Source organism: Acinetobacter sp. TY2 (assembly GCF_046269225.1).
In the GTDB taxonomy this organism is placed as follows: domain Bacteria; phylum Pseudomonadota; class Gammaproteobacteria; order Pseudomonadales; family Moraxellaceae; genus Acinetobacter.
The window spans coordinates 1-21,683 of the sequence record NZ_JBJZOR010000003.1 but is presented as its reverse complement, the minus strand read 5'-3'; the positions used below and the strand labels follow the sequence as shown (position 1 = coordinate 21,683).

Genomic DNA, 21,683 nt, shown 5'->3' with positions numbered 1-21,683 from the left:
GATTAGTCATTACTACTCAATAAACCAATTAAACGTAAGAATGAATAGTACATCCAAACGAGTGTTGCGAGCAGTGCAATACCACATAACCATTCATATGATTTTGGCGCTCTTTGTGCAGCCGCAGATTCAATCAAATCAAAATCTAAAATCAAACTAAATGATGCAATCACGGCAACAAATGCAGCAAAACCAATACCTAGCAAATTACTTTCAAACAAATAAGGAATGCTTGAACCAAATGCAAGACGCATGACCATTTGTACAAGGAACACAATAAAGATGGCGATTGATGCAGACATAATGACTGCTTTAAATTTAGCAGTCGCGCGAATGATCTTAAATTTATACAGACCAAACATCACCAAGCTCGTTACAAATGTTGCAAGTAATGCTTGTAAAGGTACACCTGGGAATTTCATTTGAAAATAAATTGAAATACCACCTAAAAATGCACCTTCAAATAATGCATAAGGAATCGCAAGCATACGTGCAGTATTGGGCTTAAAAGTTGTGATTAAACCTAAAATCAAACTTCCGACAGCACCAACAATTGCACCTGTCATTGCCATACCGACATTGGCTGTTGCAAAACAGTACACATAAAATGCGATACCCACAATTGCTGCAATCACAGTGAGTAAAATAGATTTTTGTATAGCACCCTGCACGGTCATTGGCTGACTATAATCAGCATAAGTTTCCGATCGGGTTAAAATAGGGTTATTACTTTGCATATCTCAACTCTTTGTAATAATTAAAATATAGAAGGATTATAAATCGAATATTCGGCAAACTCATGAAGAGCTTGCTTCTTTTTGTAACGGTCATTTTCACCGCCACTTTTTAAATAGCTGTTTAAAGATATACATGAGTATAACTTAAAAATTTGAATTGAAAAATGTAAAGAAAAAGAGGCGCTGTGCGCCTCTTTTTCTTTACCAAATCAAGTTTTAGTCATCATTGGTAATAAAAAAATATTGACGATAATATTTTAATTCAGCAATTGAATCACGAATATCATCCATCGCTAAGTGTGATGCATTTTTCTTCAAACCACTCATAATTTCTGGGCGCCAGCGTTTTGCAAGCTCTTTCACAGAAGAAACATCTAAGTTACGATAATGGAAAAATTGTTCAAGTTCAGGCATTAAACGATGCATGAAACGGCGGTCTTGGCAAATTGAATTACCACACATTGGTGATGATTTTGGGCTGACCCATTTTTTCAAAAATTCTATCGTTTGTTGTTCAGCATCTTCAGCTTTCAATTTACTACGACGTACACGTTCAATCAGACCTGACTGACCATGTTGACGTGTGTTCCACTCATCCATGGCATTTAAAATAATGTCAGATTGATGCACTGCAAGCACAGGACCTTCCGCAAGGATGTTTAGATTATCATCCGTTACAATAGTCGCAATTTCAATAATTCGATCATTGTCAGTATCTAGACCTGTCATCTCAAGGTCAATCCAAATCAAGCGGGTATCTGGAGTGCTGCTCATATTGTGCAATCTTATTCAACGATAAAGCGTAATAGTAGCAAATTTATTGTATCTTCGCTGTAATTCATTCGCCCATCATGCTATTTTGCCCTTTGATTTTCACGCTTTAATCAGGGTATGAATGGCTTTAATTCGTAAGCGTCGTTTGACAGAACAGCAGCAACGACGCATTCAAAAACAGCAGAAAAACCGCCAAGAAGATGTCGATACATCCAACGATTTGGAAGGTCTGGTGGTACAACATTATGGACGACAACTTGAGGTTCAAGCCTTGTCTGTGCCCGATGAACACCCACTTAAACCTGTTGTTGCTGAGGGTGAACCTGAACCATTTTGGAAACCGATTGAGCTAGGTAGCGTTTGGCGTTGTCACACCCGTACCAATCTTGAGTTATTAGTAACAGGTGACCGTGTCACATGGCAAGCAGACCCAAACACGGGACTCGGTATTATTACGGCCATTCACCCACGGACATCTTTGCTGACTCGTCCCGACCGTTACCATAAAGTCAAACCAGTGGCAGCAAATATCAGTCTAATTGTGGTTGTATTTGCTGTACTACCTGACCCTGCACCCACGCTGATTGACCGCTATTTAGTGGCATGTGCCGATGCAGATATTCCTGTATTGTTAGTCCTCAATAAAACCGACTTACTCAAAGATCAAGATCCTCTCCTCCAATTGGTACAGGAATATCGAGATTTGGGTTATGAAGTCATGCTGACACAGTCTGATGGTGATTTAAGTCAACTTCAACAGCGTATTGATGGTGAAACTGTTGCTTTTGTTGGACAGTCAGGTGTAGGTAAAAGCTCACTGATTAATACCATCATCCCTAATGCCGATCAGAAAACCAATATTATTTCTGAAAACTCAGCACTTGGACAACACACCACAACATCGACACGACTCATTCGTTTTGGTGAAAATGGTGCGCTTATTGACTCACCAGGAATCCGTGAGTTTGGTTTGTGGCATTTAGATACCGATAAAATTAACAATGGTTTTCGTGAAATCACCAACTTGCTTGGGCATTGCCAATATCGTAATTGTACGCATACACATGAAAAACAATGTGCGATCAAACAAGCCGTTGCAAATCATGAAATTTTACCAAGACGTTTAGACAGTTATCTGAAACTGATTGATGAAATTGCAGAAGCGCAACAAAAAAAATAATTTTCTTATGTGGTGACCTTGAAGCAAAGTTTTTGATCACCATATATATACGCTATACTCAACGCAGTTTTGAATTGTAATTTAGGTGAATTGTGGAACGTTGGTTCGAATTTATGGGGAATCACCCCTTTCTGTTTGGTATTTTAGCTGTATTGATTGTTTTGTTTTTCGTTTTTGAAGGACAACGTAATGGTCGTAAAATTTCCGCACAATCTCTGGGTATTTTAGTTAAAGCTAAAAATGCCATGCTGATTGATTTACGTGATGCTAAAGATTTCCGTGAAGGTCATATTAGTGGCAGCCGTAATATTCCCTACAGCCAAATTGCAAGTCATATTGAAGAGTTAAAGTCAGCTGAACGCCCACTTGTATTTATTTGCAATATGGGACAAGTTGCAGGCACAGCTTTGCAACAAGTTGGTCATGCTGACAGTTACCGTCTTGATGGTGGTATTAGTAATTGGAAAGCTCAAGGTTTACCTTTAGTAAAAGCCAAAAAAGCATAATTAAGGAGTCAAAACATGACCGCTGAAGTAAAAGTGTATTCTACAACTTTCTGCCCATACTGTGTTCGTGCAAAACAGCTCCTTGAGCGTAAAGGTGTTGCTTATACCGAAATCAATTTGGATAAGGAAGAGCCTGAAGTACGTCTTGAATTGACGAAAAAAACCAATCATCGTACTGTGCCACAAATTTTTATTAATGATCAGTTCATTGGTGGGTTTGACCAACTTTATGCTTTAGAAAAAGAAGGCAAACTCAACGATCTATTGGCTTAAGCCACAAAAATCACTTTGTAAAATATTAAGGATTAAATAATGAGTGAAGAGCAACAACCACAATTAGCTTTAGAACGTATTTATGCAAAAGACTTATCTTTTGAAGTTCCAGGCGCAAATGTTTTTACCAAAGAATGGCAACCAGAGTTAAGCATCAACTTATCTTCAGCTGCTGAAAAAGTTGATCCAACACACTTTGAAGTTTCTTTGAAAGTTGTGGTTCAAGCAAACAATGGCGGTGAGACTGCATTTATTGTTGATGCAACTCAAGCCGGCATTTTCTTGGTTGATGGTGTAGAAGAAGAGCGTCTTCCTTACATCCTTGGTGCTTACTGCCCGAACATTTTATTCCCATTCCTTCGTGAAGCGGTAAATGATCTTGTGACTAAAGGTAGCTTCCCTCAATTGCTTTTGACACCAATCAATTTTGATGCTGAGTTCGAAGCAAATATGGAACGTGCTCAAGGCGCTGCTGCTGAAGGTCAAGCTTAATTTTAAGCTCTAGATTCAGTTCACAGTGACCTAGCCGAAAATGAAAAGACCGCACTTGTTGCGGTCTTTTTGAATGTAAATCATCAAATAAAAAATAACTAAATCTGTTAATGAAACATGAATATGTAAACTTCATTTAGAGTTCACAACCCACATCGTACATTCATCCTATATTCTATTTAACTACACAAAATATGAATGATCATGCCTTTTACACCACTGCACTTGGGAACTAGAACTTGCATAAAACTGTTGTAAAACATCATTTCAGCTTAATGATTTTTGCTAGTACACAAGTGCTCATGGATATAGCGCCTTTATTGGGGATAGTCTATGGTTGGCAATATTTACATCTATATACACATCATTTAGTCGGCGCCTTGCTTATTGGAAGTATTTCTCCCCTTATCATTAAGCCAATTTCCAAATGGTTTCTAAGGCTTTTTAAATACCAACTGCAAAATTTCATGCGAATTGCATATTTTAGTGCACTCATTGGAAGTTTCAGTCACATTTTATTCGATGCATTTGTGCATATAGATATGTATCCATTTTTCCAATTGAGCCCACTCAATACGCTTTCTCACTCCATCGAATACCCACAATTATTTTGGAGCTCTATTTTTATGCTCATAATTGATTGTGCGATTGCTTGTTTACAGTTAATAGCTTTTACTAATTATAAAAAATAATGCTGAAAAGAAAAATTCACAGTTTAAATGCCTAAACTATGAATTATATACTTCCGATCAATAGTGATTTATATATTAATGATTGTGATAAATATGATGTCCTTGATCACGAATTGCAGCAATCTTTTTTCCTTCAACCTTAGCTTGTTCCAACTGCCCTGCTGTCACAAAGCCTTTCGTTTTATCAATCTGTGTGACAATTTGGTCATATAGCGCATCTGAAGTCACTGCTTTTTTATCTTGTGTTTTTAGTTTCACTTTCTTTGAGTCGACTGCTGCTACTCGCATATTATCTAATGCTTTTGAGGCATCTACTGAATTTTCAGCCTTGTTAAATGCTTTATAGTTTTTCGCCAAGGTTTCCATATTATGTTCAAGACTTGCTGCAAAGCTAAAGCTACTTAAAAATAATGAACTTGATAATATTGCTGTGATGAATGTCTTTTTAATCATTTTAGATTCTTCCTGATCAGTACCAATTTTCTCTTATAAAGAATTCGGCGGACTATATCCTAAGTGGGTTTATATTCTTTTTCACATTCAATTTTAGGCTATAAACATAATGTATAGCACATTAAAAACGCAACGAAATCGTTGCATTTTTAATCAAACATTATCCGATCATAAACTTTGCCTTAAACAGGGTCAATTTCATGATGTAAGGCATCATGAATGGCTTCAACCAATTGCTGTGCAATCTCTTGTTTAGAGGCTTTTTCTAGATCACGTTTTTCCATCTGATATTGTTCAGCAAAAAAGACCGTCATTGCATTTTCATCTGAAGCAAAACCAATGTCTTTACGTGAAACATCATTACACGCAATCATATCAAGTTTTTTTGCCACCAATTTCCCTGCAGCATATTCTTCAACATTGCGTGTTTCTGCGGCAAAACCGACCATAAATGGACGTTTTTCTTGTTGTGCAATCGTTGCGACAATATCAGGATTTTTAATGAGAGAAACCGCTAACTCATCACCCGCTTTCTTAATTTTATGCTCTGCAACTTCAGCCACACGATAATCAGCAACTGCTGCCGTTGCAATAAAGATATCACAACCATCTTCTAGCTGATGCAGACTTTCATCAAGCATTTTAATCGCTGAAGATACATTGACACGGCGTACGCCATTCGGTGTATCTAAACTGACAGGCCCTGCTAGCAACGTAACTTTTGCACCTGCAGCATAACATGCTGCAGCAATCGCAAAGCCCATTTTCCCTGTACTATGATTGGAAATATAACGTACGGGATCAATCGCTTCTCGGGTCGGTCCTGCCGTGATGGTCACTTTTTTACCTGCAAGTAAACCAAATTTTTCAGCAATGGCACGCTGTGCTTGGTGAAAATAATCTTTCACTTGATCTGCCAATTGTTCAGGTTCAGGCATACGCCCCAATCCAACATCACCGCAGGCTTGTGAACCTGCTTCTGGCATAATGACATGTACACCATCTTCAATCAGCGTATTCAAATTGCGCTGTGTTGGTTTTGCCGCCCACATTTGTTGATTCATTGCAGGAGCAACCCAAACCGGTGCTTTGGTGGCTAAATATAACGTACTGAGTAAATCATCCGCCAAGCCTGCTGCAAATTTTGCAATCGTGTCGCAACTCGCAGGTGCAACCAAAACCAAATCTGCCCAACGAGCAAGCTCAATATGCCCCATGCCTGCTTCAGCCTCAGGATCGAGTAGCGTCGTATGTACAGGATTACCTGACAAAGCTTGGAAAGTTAAGGGCGTGATGAAGGCTTGTGCACCTTGTGTCATGACCACACGTACATTAAAGCCGTAATCTTTTAATCGTCGTACAAGAATTGCGCTTTTATACGCTGCAATACCGCCTGTAACAGCTAAAATAATATTTTTATTTGCAAATACACTGAGATCGAAACTCACGATCAGGCTACCTTTCTGTTGCAGTGGCGCTCACAATATCATTAAATATAGCTTAGCCCAAGACATTCACTTGGGAAAATTAAAAAGTAAAATAAATTAAAACAGTGAATAATAATGAATAATTCAATGAGCAATATAGAACACCAATCTATTAAACAGTGGCCTGAACAGGAACGCCCACGTGAGCGTTTATTGGCACAAGGTGCAAATAGCCTTTCAGATGCCGAACTTCTTGCTATATTTCTACGTTCGGGTTCAAAACAACATTCTGCAGTGGAATTATCACGTATTTTGATTCAACACTTTGGTTCGCTCAATGCCGTCTTTGATGCTTCACTTGAAGATATCAGCCAATTTCATGGTATTGCTGCCACAAAATATTCGCAATTGATGGCAGTCAAAGAATTAGGTCGACGTTATTTACAACATCATTTAAATCAACCAACTGATTTAAGCCGTTCAGACCTGATTACCGATTATTTACGGTATGAGCTTTTAGGTGAACAACAAGAGGTTTTTGCTGTTTTATGCTTAGACAGCCAATTGCGTAAACTACACTTTAAGAAGCTATTTTTTGGTTCAGTAAATTATTGCAATATTTCTATCAATCAAATTTTGCGTTATGCCATTTCGCAACATGCTACGCATATCGTGATCGCACATAATCATCCGCAAGGTTTAGCTGTCCCCTCAAAGGAAGATTTAGATCTGACACAACATATTCTTAAGGCTTGTCATCTGACTGAAATTAATTTACTTGATCATCTGATTATCAGCCGTGAACATAGTTTTTCTTTTGCCGAACATAACTTAATCGCGACATAAGTATTTCTAAGTAAATGATATTGACAAGTCGTAATGAAGCGGTGAAGATCAGCTAAAATTCAAAGATTCAAGACCCATGATTGTTCGTGATCAAAACGACACCTTAAAACTATTATTCTCATGGCGTGGAACGATTCTTCCAAAAGTTCTACCGCCACTTGGTGTCGTCATGCTGATTTCTGCAATTGTCGGCGGAATTGAGTACATTAATTTATACCGTTTTCCAGAGATCCCACTAGCAGGATTTACTCTGATTGGTGTTGTACTGTCAATTTTTCTCGGTTTTAAAAATACAGCATGCTATGACCGTTGGTGGGAGGCTCGTAAACTTTGGGGTTTACTCATTGCCAATGCACGCCATTTTGACCGTGATTGTCGTATTTTACCGCAAGGTCGTCGTGAGCGGGTAATCCAACATGTTATTGTTTTTGCCAATGTTTTACGCGATCGCTTACGCCATCAAACGGTGAGCTCAGATGTCTTGCTTGAAACCAGTGGCATGAGTCGTCAAGCTTTAGTGCAGTTATATCAACAAAATAATGCACCACAATACACACTCAGTCTGATTCATTGGGAGTTAATGCAAGCACTCAAAGAAGGTGAAATTTCCGATATTATTTATACTCAAATGAATAATCATGTTTCTGAATTAAGTTTAGTACAAACAGGTTGTGACCGTATTGCAACCACACCTTTACCTTTTGCTTATTCTGTTTTGCTCAACAGAACAGTGTATTTTTTCTGCTTTATGTTGCCATTTAGCTTAGGATCATTACTTGGGCTGGCAACGCCCTTATTGGTTGGAATTTTGGCATATACATTTTTAGGTCTAGATGCACTCAGTTCAGAAATTGAAGAGCCTTTTGGTACTCAAAGTAATGACTTACCACTTGATGCAATGGTTCGTACTATTGAAATTGAGTTGCTCGGTACTTTAGGTAAACCAACACCGCCACCTATTCAAGCGCAAGACCATAATCTTTTATAAATAATGTTATGCAGTAATAGAGAGCTTATGTTTTGCTACTTGATGAATTTAGATAAGAGATAAGGGCATCCGAATTTGTTTAAGACATGAGTTGAGCCGTGAAACTTCGCCAGATGGTTTCCTTGCTTAGTTTCACGGCTCATTTTGCCGAATCAGAAAGACCGTTTCGTAAAATGACCTTCTGCGAAAGGCTAATTCCTAAATTTAAATTGTTGATGTAAGACTCTGCCAAGTAAATTTACAAGAATAAATATTTATAGAAATATATTTTGCGATATGCGTAATATTGGTTACTTAACTAAAACTCTCCCAAATCCCCACTTGACCTTCTTTGACTTTGGGAATATTTCCCAATTTAATCCATGGCATATTGTCACCATGAAAATCACTACCAACTGAAACTTTTAAATTAAACTGTTCAATCATTCGATCGACCATTTGACGAGTTGAAGCAGCTTCTATATAAGGTGGAAGTTCAACTGCATCTCCGCCAAATTGAGCAAAAATTTCAATCAAATAACGAATATTGGTTGCAGATAAATCATAACGCGTTGGATGTGCCAAAACAGCAAAACCCTGACTTTCATGTATGATTTTGATGGTTTCTTCTAACCCTAAACCATCAAACTTTACATAGGCTTTTTTGCCTTCTTTAATATATTTATCAAAAGCCTGTTGTGGGCGTGCCACAACCCCCTTATCTACCAAGGTTTTTGCAATGTGTGTTCGAGTAATCCGATCTGCTTCACCATCTACTTTAGCAATCACATCTGCATAAATATCGAAACCAATTAAAGGAGTCAATAAATCACAAATCTGCTTTGCACGTTCAGCACGAATTTTTTTCTGTTCTTCTAAAAGTGCTTGTAATGGCTCAGGATTTTTAATGTTTAAGGCAACAATATGCACACCATAACTTTTTTGGGTCGCAGGTCGTGACCACTGGCTTGAAATCTCAACCCCTGAAATGATCTGAATTGGTTGATTTTTTGCAACCTGTTCAGCGATTTTTAAGCCATCCATGGTATCGTGATCAGTCAAAGCAAGGGTATGAATACCTTTTTCGATTGCAGTCTGAACGAGTAACTCAGGAGTCAAAGTTCCATCAGAAATATTACTATGTGTATGTAAATCTACGCCTTGCATCTTCTATACTACATTATTCACCTGGACAGTTTGATATTTTAACATGAAAGCATTTTTAGATTATTTACCAATAATCATATTCTTTACCGTCTATAAGTTAATAGAGCCCGAACAAAGCCATGCCATCTTGGCGCAAGTCGGCATTACAGGTGTTGTCGACAATCAGAATATTTTGGTAGCAACCCTCGCATTAATGGTCACTACATTAATTGTTTACCTTTATTTATTTGTGTCACAAAAATTTAAACTTGAAAAACCTCAATTACTGATTTTAGTCAGTACCTTTATTTTTGGTGGATTGACCCTCGCTTTACGTGATGGTGATTTCATGATTTATAAAGCAATTTTTCTCAATTTAGCCTTTTCACTTGCCTTTATGATCAGCCCGATGATTGGTAAGGAAAAGAAACCACTTGTGCAACGCATGATGGGAACTGTGCTTAATCTTTCCGCAACAGGATGGAAGAAACTCAATTGGGCATGGGTTGGATTATTCAGCTTCATGGCATTCCTACATTGCTTTTTCGGATTTATTTATCCTGACCCATCAAAAGACCATGCTATATGGGTAAATTTCACAACATTTGGTGACATGGGGGTGATGTTTTCCTTTATCATTATCCAGTTTGTTTTACTCAGAAAACACTTCAAAGTTTCTGAAGAATAATCCGTTGACAATAAGATTCAGGGAAAAAAGATGCCTTTATTTGTAATTACCTGTACCGATCAAGAAGGTACTGTTGAAAAACGCCTTGCAGTTCGTCCACAACATCTTGCTCGTCTAGAAAAACTTGATGCTGAAGGTCGTGTGATTGTTGCAGGTGCAATGCCAAAAGACCGTGAAAACCCACAAGCAGGTTTTTATGGCAGTACGATGATTCTTGATTTTGACAGTCGTGAAGCACTCGATGTTTGGTTACAGGATGAACCTTTTGTTAAAGAAGGCATTTATAGCCATGTTGATGTTAAGCCATTCAACAAAGCGCTTCCTAAAGGATAAAAAGTAATGCAGTTCGTAGTCAAAAGTATTATCGGCTTTGCGCTGATCAGTTCATTTGCTTGGGCAGAACCCGTTGCGCAAAATACAGCACCCGCTCCACAAGCGACGACTGCAACTGCTCCACCTGCCACAGTCACACAGCAAGTTTATAAACCTGAAATTTTACCGGCGGTTGCAGGAGCAAAAAGTTCAACGCAACAACAGGCTCAAACACAAGAAAATAAACCCCTAACTGCTGAACAGATTATTCGGGAAAAAGCATCCATCGAGGCCAAAGCCAAAGCTTTAGTTAAAGATCAAGCAACACGCTTACAACAACTCGAAAAAGCCAACCTCGAAGCTTTATCTCAGAATCAAGAATTACAACTGAAAAATGATAATTTAGGCGTACAAGTTCAAGTACTGCAAAGTGAACAAAGTGCGCAAATGTTTTTGTACGGCGCAGCAACCATTGTTGTTGGTGTTGTACTCGGTTTCCTCATTGCAAGTTATGTTTATACCAAACGTCGTCGTCAGTGGTAAATCCACGGCGACACATCTTCTAAAAGGTTAATCTGCGTTGTCACATTCCATTCAAACTGCCGAACTCGATTGGCAAACCATCGATGGAATTGATATTCCTTATTCTCGTCAGTTTGCCGATATTTATTTTTCTAAAGACAATGGTTTACTTGAAAGTCGCCATGTATTTCTCAATGGCAATGATCTTGCTGAACGTTTAACACAACTTCAGTCTTTCGATTATTTCTGTGTTGGAGAAATAGGGTTCGGCACAGGCTTAAATATTTTGGCTTTATGGCAAATGTGGCAACAGCTCAAACCTAACAATAATAGTCATCTACATGTAATTTCTGTAGAAAAATTTCCACTGAATAAAGATGATTTGATTCGTGCATTAAATGTATGGTCTGAACTCAAACCATTCGCAGATCAACTTATTGCACAATACCCCTTACCACTTGCAGGCTGCCATCGCCTAAATTTCCCTGAACATCGCTTTTCAATTGATCTATGGTTGGGCGATGCACATGATGTTTTTCCACAAATGATTAAGACGACAACGGTCAATGCTTGGTTTCTCGATGGTTTTGCCCCCTCCTGCAACCCTGATCTTTGGGAAGAAAATATACTCAAGCAGATTGTTCGTTTGTCGGGCTATGGTACGACATTTTCATCCTTTAGCGTTGCAGGTGTCGTCAAACGTGGTTTGCGTGATCATGGTATTACCGTTAGTCGTCCTCGTGGTTTTAAACACAAACGTGAAATGCTCAAAGCCATTTGGCAAAAACCAGAAAACTTAAATACTGATTTCATTCAAGATCACCAAATATCAGTTCAACCGAAACAACGCCATATTGCGATTATAGGCGCAGGCATTGCAGGTTTAAGTTGTGCATGGGTGTTTGCACAACGTGGACATCAGGTACGCATTTACGAGCAAACTGCAGCATTAGCAGGTGCATCTGGTAATCCAATGGCGATACTGAATCCAAAACTTGGCAATATTAAAAATATTGATGAGCATCTCATGACCGTGAGTTGGCAATATGCCTTATGCCACTATTCACCCTTCAAAGCATTTCGCCCATTGTCTATTCATCAAATTTCACTCAAAAATCATGAAGATGCTGTGGCAATCGCAAATGACTATCCCGATGATGTATTACACGTTGAACCGTCTGATTTAAAAACTGACTATGCAAATGTCACATTCCATCAAGCAGGTGCAATTTCTCCGTATCTGCTACGAGATGAGATTCTGAGCCATCCAAATATCACACTAATTCAAGCTGAAATTATTGGCATACAGAAACAAGATAATACTCAACTCAAATTAAAAGCAAAAAATATTGATAACATCAGCACTGTAGATTATCCGCTTGCCGATCACGTAATTGTCTGTACAGCCCATCAAAGTGGAATCTTCTTTGAACATTATCCTGCGTTAAAACCAATTCGTGGTCAGGTCAGTTGGTTCAATAATACAAAGCAATCATTAAAGATGCATACCACATATAGCTATGGTGGTTATTGCATGCAAATGAATGATCAACAAATGATTTTAGGTGCATCCTTTTTACCTGGTCGTGATGATACGGATGTACTTGAAAATGACCACCTACACAACTATGAGCTTCTGCATACTGTCTTTCCTGACTATGCACAAACACTGACACCAATCTCTGAATGGCAAGGGCGTGCAAGCATACGAGCACAAACACCTGATTATTTCCCCTTATTAGGAAAACTCAACAGCGATAATGAAATCTATACTTTGGCTGGCTTAGGATCAAAAGGTTTTCTCTACTCACCCTTATGCAGTGAGGTTTTGGCAACAATGATTTTAAATGAAGCTTGCCCTATACCTGAAAAATTATGGAAATATTTAACACCGTTTCGTTTTAAAAAAATGCGTCAGGCAATTAGACGATAAATATTTTTTATTTTGACCATAAAAAAGCGCCTTTCGGCGCTTTTTTTCATACTTATGATTCGAGGGGTAATCCTGCATCACGTGCTGCACGTGTGCCACCCATCAAAATCACGTAATCACGTGAAGCGTCTATCGTTTCTAATTTTTCAGCTGCACGGGGCGCTTTACTGCCGCCGCCACACAGAATGTAAATGGACTGATCCGCCTCCACCTGAGTCAAGCTATCTGAACTCAAGCTATCAATAGGCTGATGAACAGCACCTTTGATATGACCTTCAGCATAGGCTTTTGCGTCACGAACATCCCAAATAATCGCATTTTCTGGGAACTCAAATGTTGTAATTTCTTGCTTGCGGATCATTGTGCACTCCTTTGATGTAAACAACACTTGGCAAATGAAGAAAACATCCCTAGCATCTCAGATATTCTTTCACTTTGCAAAGGTCAAAATCATGCCTTCTATGGATATTGTTTCAGAATTGGAAATTTTTGAAGTTAATCACGCGGTTCAAAACACTCAAAAGGAGATTGCAACCCGTTTTGACTTCCGTGGTCAGGATGTTTCTATTGATATCAATGAGAAAAACAAAGAAATTAAAATTACCACTGAAAGTGAATTTCAGTGTGAGCAGGTGTATACCATGCTAGAAAATAATTTCTTTAAACGTAAAATTGATATTCAAGCGCTTGATCCACAAAAAATGACCGCTTCAGGTAAAAATGTGATTCAAGTCATCAAACTTAAAGATGGTCTTGACTCTGATACCGCAAAAAAAATTAATAAAGCCATTAAAGAAAGCGGCATCAAAGTGCAATCTTCTATTCAAGGGGATAAACTTCGTGTAACTGATAAAAAACGCGATACCTTACAACAAGTAATGGCTTTCTTAAGAGAACAACAATTTGGTGTGCCATTACAGTTCAATAACTTTAAGGACTAAGATCTTAATGATCGCATAGGTACAAATATGACTCAGACCAATCGTTTAGCCAAACTTGTTAAGGCAACTTCAAAATTTCCAAAAGGTGTACGTAGTACACTGTGGAGTAAAGCGTTTGGTCGAGTCGTACCTATGGTCGGTTCAGCCAATATTAAATATATAGAAGTCACTTCTTCTAAAGTTGTTGTAGAAATTAAGAATCATCGTGCTATGCAAAACCATATTGGTCAATTGCATGCCGTTGCAATGGCTTTAATTGCAGAAACCGCTACAGGTTTTGTTGCTGCAATGAATGTCCCTGATACCTCAATTGTCCTGATCAAAAGCCTACACATGGACTATAAACGCCCATCTAAAGGTGATATGCAAGCCGTTGCGACACTTACAGCAGAACAGATCAAAGATATGCAAACCTCAGAAAAAGGTGAAACGATTGTTGCTGTAACCATTACTGATGAATCAGGTCAAGAACCAGTTAAAGGTGAAATGGTTTGGGCTTGGGTGTCAAAAGACCGTTTAAAAAATAAACAACCATCTTAAAAATGAATAAATGTAAATAAAACTTACTTTTAAGTAAGTTTAAAAATTACCAAATTACTTAAAATCAGTGACGTTTCTTCACTATAGAAATATACTTGATTCACTCAAAATGATGCTAAATTTACATCATTTTGAGCATATTCATGTCAATCCAATATTCTAAAAAATGGCTTACACTTGGTCTTATTTTAAGTCCTTTTTTAATGCTGACGGCTTGTAGCCAAACCCCTAATCAATCAGCAACAGCGGTCACAACGACAACATTAAATGCAATCTCCGCAACACAATTGGCTGAGCAGAACAAGAAAATAGTCACAGATTTTTATGAAGGCGTCTTTCTCAAACATCAAGTGAAAGACTATGCTGATCGATATATTGGTATGCAATATATTCAACACAATCCGCATGTACCCGATGGTAAAGCACCTTTTGTAGAATATTTTACAGGCTATTTTAAGGAAAATCCTAACGCGAAAAGTGTCATTAAACGTGCAGTAGCCGAAGGTGATTTGGTCTTTTTACATGTACATTCGACACAAAATGCACAAGATCCTGGTGTTGCTGTTGTTGATATTTTTAGAATTGAAAATGGCAAAATTGTCGAACATTGGGATGTTCAACAAGAGGTTCCAGTAGAAGCTGCAAATAAAAATACAATGTTTTAATTAAGCGAGTTAAACATAATAAATCCCAAGAAATGTTGGGATTTATTATGTTTAATCATCAGCTTTTAAACATTTTGTGATGCTAAAAAACTTTGTTTAGATGCTTCAGGAATTTGACGCTTATTACCTGCAACATCTACAGCAACAAAGGTAAATACTCCTGCTGTAACACGTTTTGCAGGGCGAGAATCATCATGGCTATCCCAAACTTCAATTTGCATTTGAATTGAAGTATTGCCCACTTTTAAAATTTTTGTATAACAACTAATCACATCACCGACTTTTACAGGAACAAGAAAAGTCATTTCATTGATTGAAATTGTTGCACAACGTCCTTTACTAAAACGCTCTGCGTGAATTGCACTTGCCAAATCCATTTGTGAAACAATCCATCCCCCAAATACATCACCACTCCAGTTGGTATCTGCTGGCATAGCAATTGTCTGTAAAGACAATGTACCTTCGGGTTTTTCATAAGAATCTGACACAATAACTCCAAGCCGGTCTTAATGAGAGGCATTCAATTGTTGATCTAACCATTCTTGTAATTGGTTAGCACGTAACGCACCACTTATTCTAGCAACTTCAGTCGTTTTATTCATTAAAACCAATGTTGGAATACTACGAATATTAAAAGCACCACTCAAACGTGGATTAGCCTCTGTATCAATTTTAGCAAAAACCACATTCGGATTATGCTTAGCAACTTCAGCAAAATGCGGTCCCATCATTTTACATGGACCACACCACTCTGCCCATAAATCAATAATGACAGGTAAATCACTGTTACTAATGAAATGACTAAAATTTTGCTCATTTAGCTCAATCGGTGCTAATGGGATCAGGGCTTGATGACATTGTCCACAGGTTGGACTTGATGCAATTTTATCTTCAGGGATACGATTTTTGGCACCACAAGAAGGACATACAATAATCATCTGCTTACTCCAGTTTGCTGATCTAAAAATTCTAATTGGGTCAAAATTGATTTTTCCAACCATTGCCCATGATAAATATCAAAGTGATTCATCTTCCATTCATGATACTCCACAAAAGGTGCCATATTTGTTGCAGCTTCACGACTTGCTTCGATGGGGATAAAACTATCTTGCTGCGCAGCAATCATTAGTATCGGAATATTGATCTGCCTAACTGACTGAATCGGTCGATAGCGTAGTAATTTAAACAAAACTCGAGCAGGGACTTCACCACTCCAAAAATAATCAGGATGTACAATCGACATAAAGCCATTGAAACTTTGCTTAGTTGGAATACAACATAAATCATAGGGATGTACGACAGGTAAACTCACAGGCTTCAGTCCGATTTTACTCCCCATATAGTCTTGACTCGAAAGCTTTAAGGCTTTAGCAAGATGTTGAAGTGGATAAACCTTGGCACTTGCAGCACCATCGACATATGGGACTTGAGCAATTACAGCACAGACGCTTTTTGTTTCCTCGGCAAGATTCAGTACGTAGCCACCACTGAGTGACGTTCCCCATAAAATCACTTGTTTATGATGAAGTTGTTTTTTAGTTGTTACTGCTGTGATCACCGCACGCCAGTCATCAAGCTGTCGGCCAAGAGAAATCAACTCCCTTGGTTGTCCAGTACTGCCTCCCCAATAACGATAATCAAAAAGGACAACAGCATAACCAGCTTGTGCAAAACGCTTTGCAAAATGAATTAATTTAAACTGCCTGAGTGCGGCAAATCCATGCGCCATGAGAATAACAGCATGACTTTTCATCTGTTTCGGTTGGTAAACATCTGCAGCAATCACATCATTTCCGCTGTCGATATAAAGTGGCTCTACCGTATAATCATACATACGCACTCCATGCATTATTTTTTGTCTATTTTCAGTTGTGATTGCCTAGCCTGTTCTATGTAATTCAAGGCATAGTGTTATGATATAGACATAATTGTTTTATGCATACTTTGGAGTGATGAAATGAGCGAACAAGTCGGTTTTGCAGGTCAAATTGGTCCTGAACATATTTCTCAAGTGGTTGAAAAAGGCTTTAAATCGGTTATTAATAACCGTCCTGACATGGAAGGTGGACCTGAACAACCAACGAGTGCAGAACTTGAAACAACCGCTCGTGCAGCAGGTTTAGATTATGTGTATCAACCTGTTATTGCTGGTCAGATCAGTGAAGTTGATGTACGCACATTTGCCAATCATTTCAATGAGCTTCCAAAACCTATTTTAATGTTTTGCCGTTCAGGAAATCGCTCAAATAACTTATACCAACTAGCGAAACAAATGGATCTATTAGATGACTAAGCATCTGATTCAATGCTTACTTTGTCTTAGTCTATTTAACACTGTACCTATATTTGCAAATGTCGTTGAAAGTACCGCACTCACAACAAAAGTGAGTGTATCGGGACAAATGACGGATGAAAAATTTAATCGTTTACTGTCACAAGGGTTTAAGTCTGTGATTGTCAACCGCCCTGATGATGAGGCGGGTAATTTGGTTACAGCCCATCAATTGCGTAATATTGCTGAACAATCACATATTAGTTTAATTTATCAACCTGTGATTTCAGGACGAGTTCAGCAACAAGATGTGGTTGAATTTGCAAAATATTACAATAGCTTACCGAAACCTATTTTAATGATTTGTAAAAGTGGTTCAAGATCAACAACATTATTCAATCAAGCAAAAAATGCAGGTCTACTCCATGAATAAGTTAATTTTAGTGATGTTTAGTATTGTTCTTTTGAGTGCGTGTAGCAGTATGAATGTACGTCCAACCGTAGGTGTTAGTATGGGTACGGCACTTTAAGCCTTGAGTATTACCAAAAAAAACAGCGCCGAAGCGCTGTTTTTTAATACAACTCAACTTATTTATAATTTAAACACGTTGTAATATCTGTGCCATATGGACTTTCCATATCAGGACGCCATTTACCATCTATATCATCTACATCATCTGCTGCAACTGGTGGCATAAAGGATAATGCTGTCTTGTTATCTTTCGTTGAAACAATTGTGGAAGCAGTCAAATTAACACGTAACCAACTCGAGTAATTTCGATTATACCTAACTTTAAAATCAAACTTCCCTTGAGAATCGGTTACAAAGCTTCCTGTTGTACCCAATATTGAATTATCTGCCGCTAAAATAGAAACAGGATTTGGGAATTCATTACTCGGACATTCAACATAAGTTACTACTGGCTTTGAAATACCATTAACATAAGTCATATAATCGCGAGACCATTGAAGCGAACTTAACCAAGCCCAAGAACCACTGCCATCCTGACCGTAATTATAATCACGTACCCACTTGAACTGCCCTTTTAAGAAACTATTTAGGCCAAGTGAAATACTAATTTTTTGATTTGCAATTGGATTACCAGCTGTATCTACAACAGAGGCTGAAAACTCTTTATAATAATAAGTATTATCACCTGTAACTTTTATAATTTCATGGTTTTGAGCGACTGTAATAAATGCCGACTGTGTTGAAACTGTTAATAATAAGTTTTCAGAATATACAGGGGCTGGTGCTGAAGAATTGCTTGCGATTGCTTGAATTTCAACGCCATCACCAAGAGTTTGTGCAGAACCAGCAGTATAAATTACGGTTGCACGGCCCGCTGAATCTGTCATTGCAGATGGTTGAGAAATTCTACCATTAGAAGAAGTATCTTTTAAAACAGTAAAATTTACTTTGGTGTTTGGAATAGGAGTGCCATTTGCATCTTTTACAAGCGCAATTACCTTAGTACTTGCACCTGGTGCTAAAACACTTGCCTCAGACTGAATAGATACTGTTTTTGGTGCACCAGCACTAATTTGTTGTGAAATATAAACAATATCATTACCAAATTGAGCTGAAACTGTTGCTACAGCAGCAATTGAACCTTTTAAAGTCGTTGTAGCATCACCAACCCATTTACCACTTTCTTGACGAATATTAGTAATCGTAGAAGATGGAGTAATAGTACCATTGGTTGTTTCAAAACTTACCGTTTTACCTATAAGCTCTGCCTGAGTTGCTGCTGTAACTTTAACTATAATATTTTTACTAATCCCCACACCAACTGGACTAGAGTCAGATACAGTTTGAATAACATTATTCGCAATGTTCGCAGCTAAAGTAACACCTCCTGCACTCAACAAATTAGAAACTGACAAATTTTTACCATCAACAGTAATCTTACCTAGTAACTCAAGTTTCTGATTCGGAGAGTTTCGTACTTTATCATAAGGAACTTTAAAAGTTGCACTACCATCTTGACCAGTTGTAACAGCAGAATATACTTCTGCGCCTGTCGCATCAACTAATGATGCTTTTGCTCCAACAAGAGCTTTACCTGCTGCATCTACAGCCTTAACAGTTACTGCTGCATTTTGTCCTTCTTCAAGAAGATTTACATCAGAAGAAATATCAACTACCGTACCATTCACAGGAATAACTATTTCTTGCTTAACCGTACCAGATGTAACAATTACAGTTATGGTTCGGTTCATTTTATAATTAAGATTTGCACTCACCAACCCAAGATTAGTTGTAACGATACCATTTTCATCACTGACTAAAGCTGTAGGGGTACTCAAACTCGCACCTGCATTTTGAGCATCAACAATTTCTACTTTTATATTCGACTTCGGTATAATACCGCCACTTTTATCAAGTGTACGAATTGTAAGAACTAAGCTATCCTCAGTACCCGCATTTAAACTACTTTTACTTTGACCAATTGATAAGAGTTCAGCAACCACAGCATCTGTTGAACCTGGATTTTGATTTCCACCTGTATTATTATCTTGACCAAAATAACCATCACTTCCCCCACCACCGCAACTAGCTAAAACGGTGGATACTGCTATAGCAGATAATTTTAACGCTAATTTTTTTTTCATAAAAATTCCCAAACAGCTATGCTCGTTCCCAATAAATTTGTTTTAATGAAGTTTGTAAAATATCTGCTATGTAACCACAGTTCGTATGCTGTGTAAATATTCAACATAAAACTGTTTAAAAAATGTTTCTAAATTATGGATTAAATTATGTATGACATCATTATTGTTGGTGCAGGCACAGCAGGAATAGCGGCCTATAAAGAGGCCATCAAAAAAACAGATAATATTTTAATTATTAATGATGGGGATTGGGATACGACCTGTGCACGAGTCGGATGTATGCCAAGTAAAATCCTTATTTCTGTAGCAAATCGAATGCATGATATTCAGCATGCCGATAATTTATCTTTAATCACAGAAAGTCAAATCGACACATCAGCAGTAATGCAACATGTCCAAAAACTGCGTGATCGTTTTACAAAAGCAACATTAAAAGATGTCAACTCATGGAATCCTAAACATCGCATTTCAGGTAAAGCAACATTTATTGATCCAAATACTATTCAAGTAAATAATAAAAAATATCAAACAAAAAGTTTTATACTCGCTGTAGGAACAACACCTATTTTTGATCAACAAGTAAAAGATGAAATTGGAAATAAACTCATTACATCAGATCAAATCTTTGAGTTACCACAACTCCCTAAATCGATTGCAGTTATTGGCAGTGGCGTGATTGCCCTAGAATTAGCTCAAGCACTTACACGCCTCAATGTTGAAACAACAATATTTGCACGTAGCCGAAAAGTTGGCTCATTAACAAGCCCTCAATTACAAAAACTAGCTCAAGAAGAACTATCAAAAGAGTTAAATATCAAATTTGAAATTCTACCCGATTCAATTAAAAAATCAGGTGATACCATTAATATTCAATATCTCCAAAATGATATAAATGAAAATATTACTGTTGAGTATGTATTAGCTGCGACAGGACGACAAAGTAATTTAAATACATTGAATCTTAAGAATATTGATGAAAAATTTATAGACTTAAAGCAACTCCCTATCAATGCTCAAAATAAACAGCTTGCTAACTACCCTATATTTGTGGTCGGTGATGCCTATACGGCTACACCTATTCAACATGAAGCAGCAAATGAAGGCCGTTTAGCTGTTTATAATTGTCTTAATTATCCAAATATTCAATCACTTAAAACTTTAACACCGCTTGGCATATTATTCAGTCAGCCACAAATGGCAACTGTTGGACAAAGTAATAAGCAACTCTTAAATGACAATATTGATTTTATTACAGGTTTTGTTTCTTATGAAAAACAAGGTAGAGCTATAGTCAGTGCTACAAATCAAGGTGCTGTTGAAATTTACGTAGATAAATTTTCATGCAAACTTCTTGGTGCCGAATTATTTGTAGATGCTGCTGAACATTTAGCTCATTTATTATCATGGATCATTTCAGAAGACCTTACCATTGATGAAATTTTACAAAAACCTTTTTATCATCCGACACTTGAAGAAGGTCTTCGGACAGCCCTTAAACATGCTAGACGCCAATTAAATGCCATTTAATTTCTTTCAATAATAACAAAAGCAGATCCTTTGCTCTTCTTTTTATTTTCCTATTAATTTTTATTAATCACTATTATTTTTTTCTTTTATTAATCATCAATAAAAAACACCCTCTGTCTTATGACAGAGGGTGTTTTAGATTTAAAAGCTGGCGATGACTTACTCTCACATGGG

The 21,683-nt window shown here is 37.6% G+C and carries 26 protein-coding genes; 16 read left to right on the top strand and 10 right to left on the bottom strand.

The genetic code is table 11. From position 1 onward, the window contains the following. Positions 1-2: 2 nt before the first annotated feature. A complete protein-coding gene (locus ACK1JC_RS02290; RefSeq protein WP_409510235.1) occupies positions 3-737 on the bottom strand; it encodes a Bax inhibitor-1/YccA family protein in 735 nt (244 codons plus the stop codon). A 216-nt stretch (positions 738-953) separates the two neighbouring features. Then, a complete protein-coding gene (orn, locus tag ACK1JC_RS02285; protein WP_409510234.1) occupies positions 954-1,511 on the bottom strand; it encodes an oligoribonuclease in 558 nt (185 codons plus the stop codon). 121 nt (positions 1,512-1,632) lie between these two features. On the opposite strand from orn, the gene rsgA reads away from it, so the two are divergent. The 4 genes from rsgA (at position 1,633) to secB (ending at position 3,962) form a co-directional block, all read left to right on the top strand. Next, positions 1,633-2,691, top strand: coding sequence for a small ribosomal subunit biogenesis GTPase RsgA (gene rsgA, locus ACK1JC_RS02280; RefSeq protein WP_409510233.1), 1,059 nt, complete (start codon positions 1,633-1,635; stop codon positions 2,689-2,691). Between the two features lie 92 nt (positions 2,692-2,783). After that, positions 2,784-3,197 carry a rhodanese-like domain-containing protein gene (locus tag ACK1JC_RS02275; RefSeq protein WP_409510232.1) on the top strand — a complete coding sequence of 138 codons (414 nt, stop codon included), beginning with the start codon at positions 2,784-2,786 and terminating at the stop codon, positions 3,195-3,197. A gap of 15 nt (positions 3,198-3,212) precedes the next feature. Then, positions 3,213-3,470: a glutaredoxin 3 gene (gene grxC / locus ACK1JC_RS02270; protein ID WP_409510231.1), complete on the top strand. Its 258-nt coding sequence runs from the start codon at positions 3,213-3,215 to the stop codon at positions 3,468-3,470. A gap of 39 nt (positions 3,471-3,509) precedes the next feature. Continuing rightward, positions 3,510-3,962, top strand: coding sequence for a protein-export chaperone SecB (secB, locus tag ACK1JC_RS02265; RefSeq protein ID WP_409510230.1), 453 nt, complete (start codon positions 3,510-3,512; stop codon positions 3,960-3,962). A 767-nt stretch (positions 3,963-4,729) separates the two neighbouring features. Here secB and ACK1JC_RS02260 read toward each other — a convergent pair. Beyond that, a complete protein-coding gene (locus ACK1JC_RS02260) occupies positions 4,730-5,107 on the bottom strand; it encodes a cytochrome b562 (RefSeq protein WP_409510229.1) in 378 nt (125 codons plus the stop codon). A 182-nt stretch (positions 5,108-5,289) separates the two neighbouring features. After that, positions 5,290-6,555, bottom strand: a complete 1,266-nt coding sequence (gene coaBC / locus ACK1JC_RS02255; RefSeq protein ID WP_409510228.1) for a bifunctional phosphopantothenoylcysteine decarboxylase/phosphopantothenate--cysteine ligase CoaBC — start codon at positions 6,553-6,555, stop codon at positions 5,290-5,292. Between the two features lie 126 nt (positions 6,556-6,681). Between coaBC and radC the strand changes: the two genes are divergently transcribed. Further along, a complete protein-coding gene (gene radC, locus ACK1JC_RS02250; protein ID WP_409510227.1) occupies positions 6,682-7,380 on the top strand; it encodes a RadC family protein in 699 nt (232 codons plus the stop codon). Between the two features lie 76 nt (positions 7,381-7,456). After that, positions 7,457-8,368, top strand: coding sequence for a bestrophin family protein (locus tag ACK1JC_RS02245; RefSeq protein ID WP_409510226.1), 912 nt, complete (start codon positions 7,457-7,459; stop codon positions 8,366-8,368). A 294-nt stretch (positions 8,369-8,662) separates the two neighbouring features. Here ACK1JC_RS02245 and ACK1JC_RS02240 read toward each other — a convergent pair whose 3' ends face one another. Beyond that, positions 8,663-9,514: a PHP domain-containing protein gene (locus ACK1JC_RS02240; protein ID WP_409510225.1), complete on the bottom strand. Its 852-nt coding sequence runs from the start codon at positions 9,512-9,514 to the stop codon at positions 8,663-8,665. A gap of 43 nt (positions 9,515-9,557) precedes the next feature. On the opposite strand from ACK1JC_RS02240, the gene ACK1JC_RS02235 reads away from it, so the two are divergent. Genes ACK1JC_RS02235 through mnmC form a run of 4 tightly spaced genes read left to right on the top strand, consistent with a single transcriptional unit; the run spans position 9,558 to position 12,948 of the window. After that, positions 9,558-10,181, top strand: coding sequence for an inner membrane-spanning protein YciB (locus ACK1JC_RS02235; RefSeq protein ID WP_409510224.1), 624 nt, complete (start codon positions 9,558-9,560; stop codon positions 10,179-10,181). 30 nt (positions 10,182-10,211) lie between these two features. Beyond that, entirely contained in the window at positions 10,212-10,514 is a 303-nt protein-coding gene (locus ACK1JC_RS02230; protein ID WP_409510223.1) for a YciI family protein, read from the top strand. 6 nt (positions 10,515-10,520) lie between these two features. After that, positions 10,521-11,036 carry a hypothetical protein gene (locus ACK1JC_RS02225; RefSeq protein ID WP_409510222.1) on the top strand — a complete coding sequence of 172 codons (516 nt, stop codon included), beginning with the start codon at positions 10,521-10,523 and terminating at the stop codon, positions 11,034-11,036. 37 nt (positions 11,037-11,073) lie between these two features. Beyond that, complete coding sequence (gene mnmC, locus ACK1JC_RS02220) at positions 11,074-12,948, top strand: FAD-dependent 5-carboxymethylaminomethyl-2-thiouridine(34) oxidoreductase MnmC (protein ID WP_409510221.1); 1,875 nt, start codon at positions 11,074-11,076, stop codon at positions 12,946-12,948. A 52-nt stretch (positions 12,949-13,000) separates the two neighbouring features. Here the strand turns inward: mnmC and ACK1JC_RS02215 are convergent, their stop codons facing one another. Next, positions 13,001-13,309, bottom strand: coding sequence for a rhodanese-like domain-containing protein (locus ACK1JC_RS02215; RefSeq protein WP_409510220.1), 309 nt, complete (start codon positions 13,307-13,309; stop codon positions 13,001-13,003). Between the two features lie 91 nt (positions 13,310-13,400). On the opposite strand from ACK1JC_RS02215, the gene ACK1JC_RS02210 reads away from it, so the two are divergent. From ACK1JC_RS02210 to ACK1JC_RS02200, 3 genes are all read left to right on the top strand, one after another. Next, the gene (locus ACK1JC_RS02210) at positions 13,401-13,889 is read left to right on the top strand and encodes a YajQ family cyclic di-GMP-binding protein (protein WP_409510219.1); all 489 of its coding nucleotides are present in this window, start codon (positions 13,401-13,403) and stop codon (positions 13,887-13,889) included. Between the two features lie 27 nt (positions 13,890-13,916). Beyond that, positions 13,917-14,429, top strand: coding sequence for a DUF4442 domain-containing protein (locus tag ACK1JC_RS02205; RefSeq protein WP_409510218.1), 513 nt, complete (start codon positions 13,917-13,919; stop codon positions 14,427-14,429). A 143-nt stretch (positions 14,430-14,572) separates the two neighbouring features. Continuing rightward, entirely contained in the window at positions 14,573-15,094 is a 522-nt protein-coding gene (locus tag ACK1JC_RS02200; protein ID WP_409510217.1) for an ester cyclase, read from the top strand. 65 nt (positions 15,095-15,159) lie between these two features. Here the strand turns inward: ACK1JC_RS02200 and ACK1JC_RS02195 are convergent, their stop codons facing one another. Genes ACK1JC_RS02195 through ACK1JC_RS02185 form a run of 3 tightly spaced genes read right to left on the bottom strand, consistent with a single transcriptional unit; the run spans position 15,160 to position 16,928 of the window. Next, on the bottom strand, positions 15,160-15,582 hold the full coding sequence (locus ACK1JC_RS02195) for an acyl-CoA thioesterase (protein WP_409510216.1): 423 nt from the start codon (positions 15,580-15,582) through the stop codon (positions 15,160-15,162). An 18-nt stretch (positions 15,583-15,600) separates the two neighbouring features. Beyond that, positions 15,601-16,032, bottom strand: coding sequence for a thioredoxin TrxC (trxC, locus tag ACK1JC_RS02190; RefSeq protein ID WP_409510215.1), 432 nt, complete (start codon positions 16,030-16,032; stop codon positions 15,601-15,603). Next, positions 16,029-16,928 (bottom strand): alpha/beta hydrolase, encoded by a 900-nt coding sequence (locus ACK1JC_RS02185; protein ID WP_409510214.1) that lies wholly within the window; start codon positions 16,926-16,928, stop codon positions 16,029-16,031. Before ACK1JC_RS02185 ends, trxC begins: the two co-directional genes overlap by 4 nt. Before the next feature lie 123 nt (positions 16,929-17,051). On the opposite strand from ACK1JC_RS02185, the gene ACK1JC_RS02180 reads away from it, so the two are divergent. Both ACK1JC_RS02180 and ACK1JC_RS02175 read left to right on the top strand, forming a co-directional pair. Beyond that, on the top strand, positions 17,052-17,387 hold the full coding sequence (locus ACK1JC_RS02180; protein ID WP_409510213.1) for a TIGR01244 family sulfur transferase: 336 nt from the start codon (positions 17,052-17,054) through the stop codon (positions 17,385-17,387). Then, positions 17,380-17,799 carry a beta-lactamase hydrolase domain-containing protein gene (locus ACK1JC_RS02175; protein WP_409510212.1) on the top strand — a complete coding sequence of 140 codons (420 nt, stop codon included), beginning with the start codon at positions 17,380-17,382 and terminating at the stop codon, positions 17,797-17,799. The genes ACK1JC_RS02180 and ACK1JC_RS02175 overlap by 8 nt, the downstream gene beginning before the upstream one ends. Before the next feature lie 155 nt (positions 17,800-17,954). On the opposite strand, the gene ACK1JC_RS02170 is transcribed toward ACK1JC_RS02175, so the two are convergent. Next, positions 17,955-19,982 (bottom strand): Ig-like domain-containing protein, encoded by a 2,028-nt coding sequence (locus tag ACK1JC_RS02170; protein ID WP_409510211.1) that lies wholly within the window; start codon positions 19,980-19,982, stop codon positions 17,955-17,957. Positions 19,983-20,129: 147 nt separating this feature from the next. On the opposite strand from ACK1JC_RS02170, the gene ACK1JC_RS02165 reads away from it, so the two are divergent. Continuing rightward, positions 20,130-21,509, top strand: coding sequence for a dihydrolipoyl dehydrogenase (locus ACK1JC_RS02165; RefSeq protein ID WP_409510210.1), 1,380 nt, complete (start codon positions 20,130-20,132; stop codon positions 21,507-21,509). The last annotated feature ends 174 nt before the right edge of the window (positions 21,510-21,683 follow it).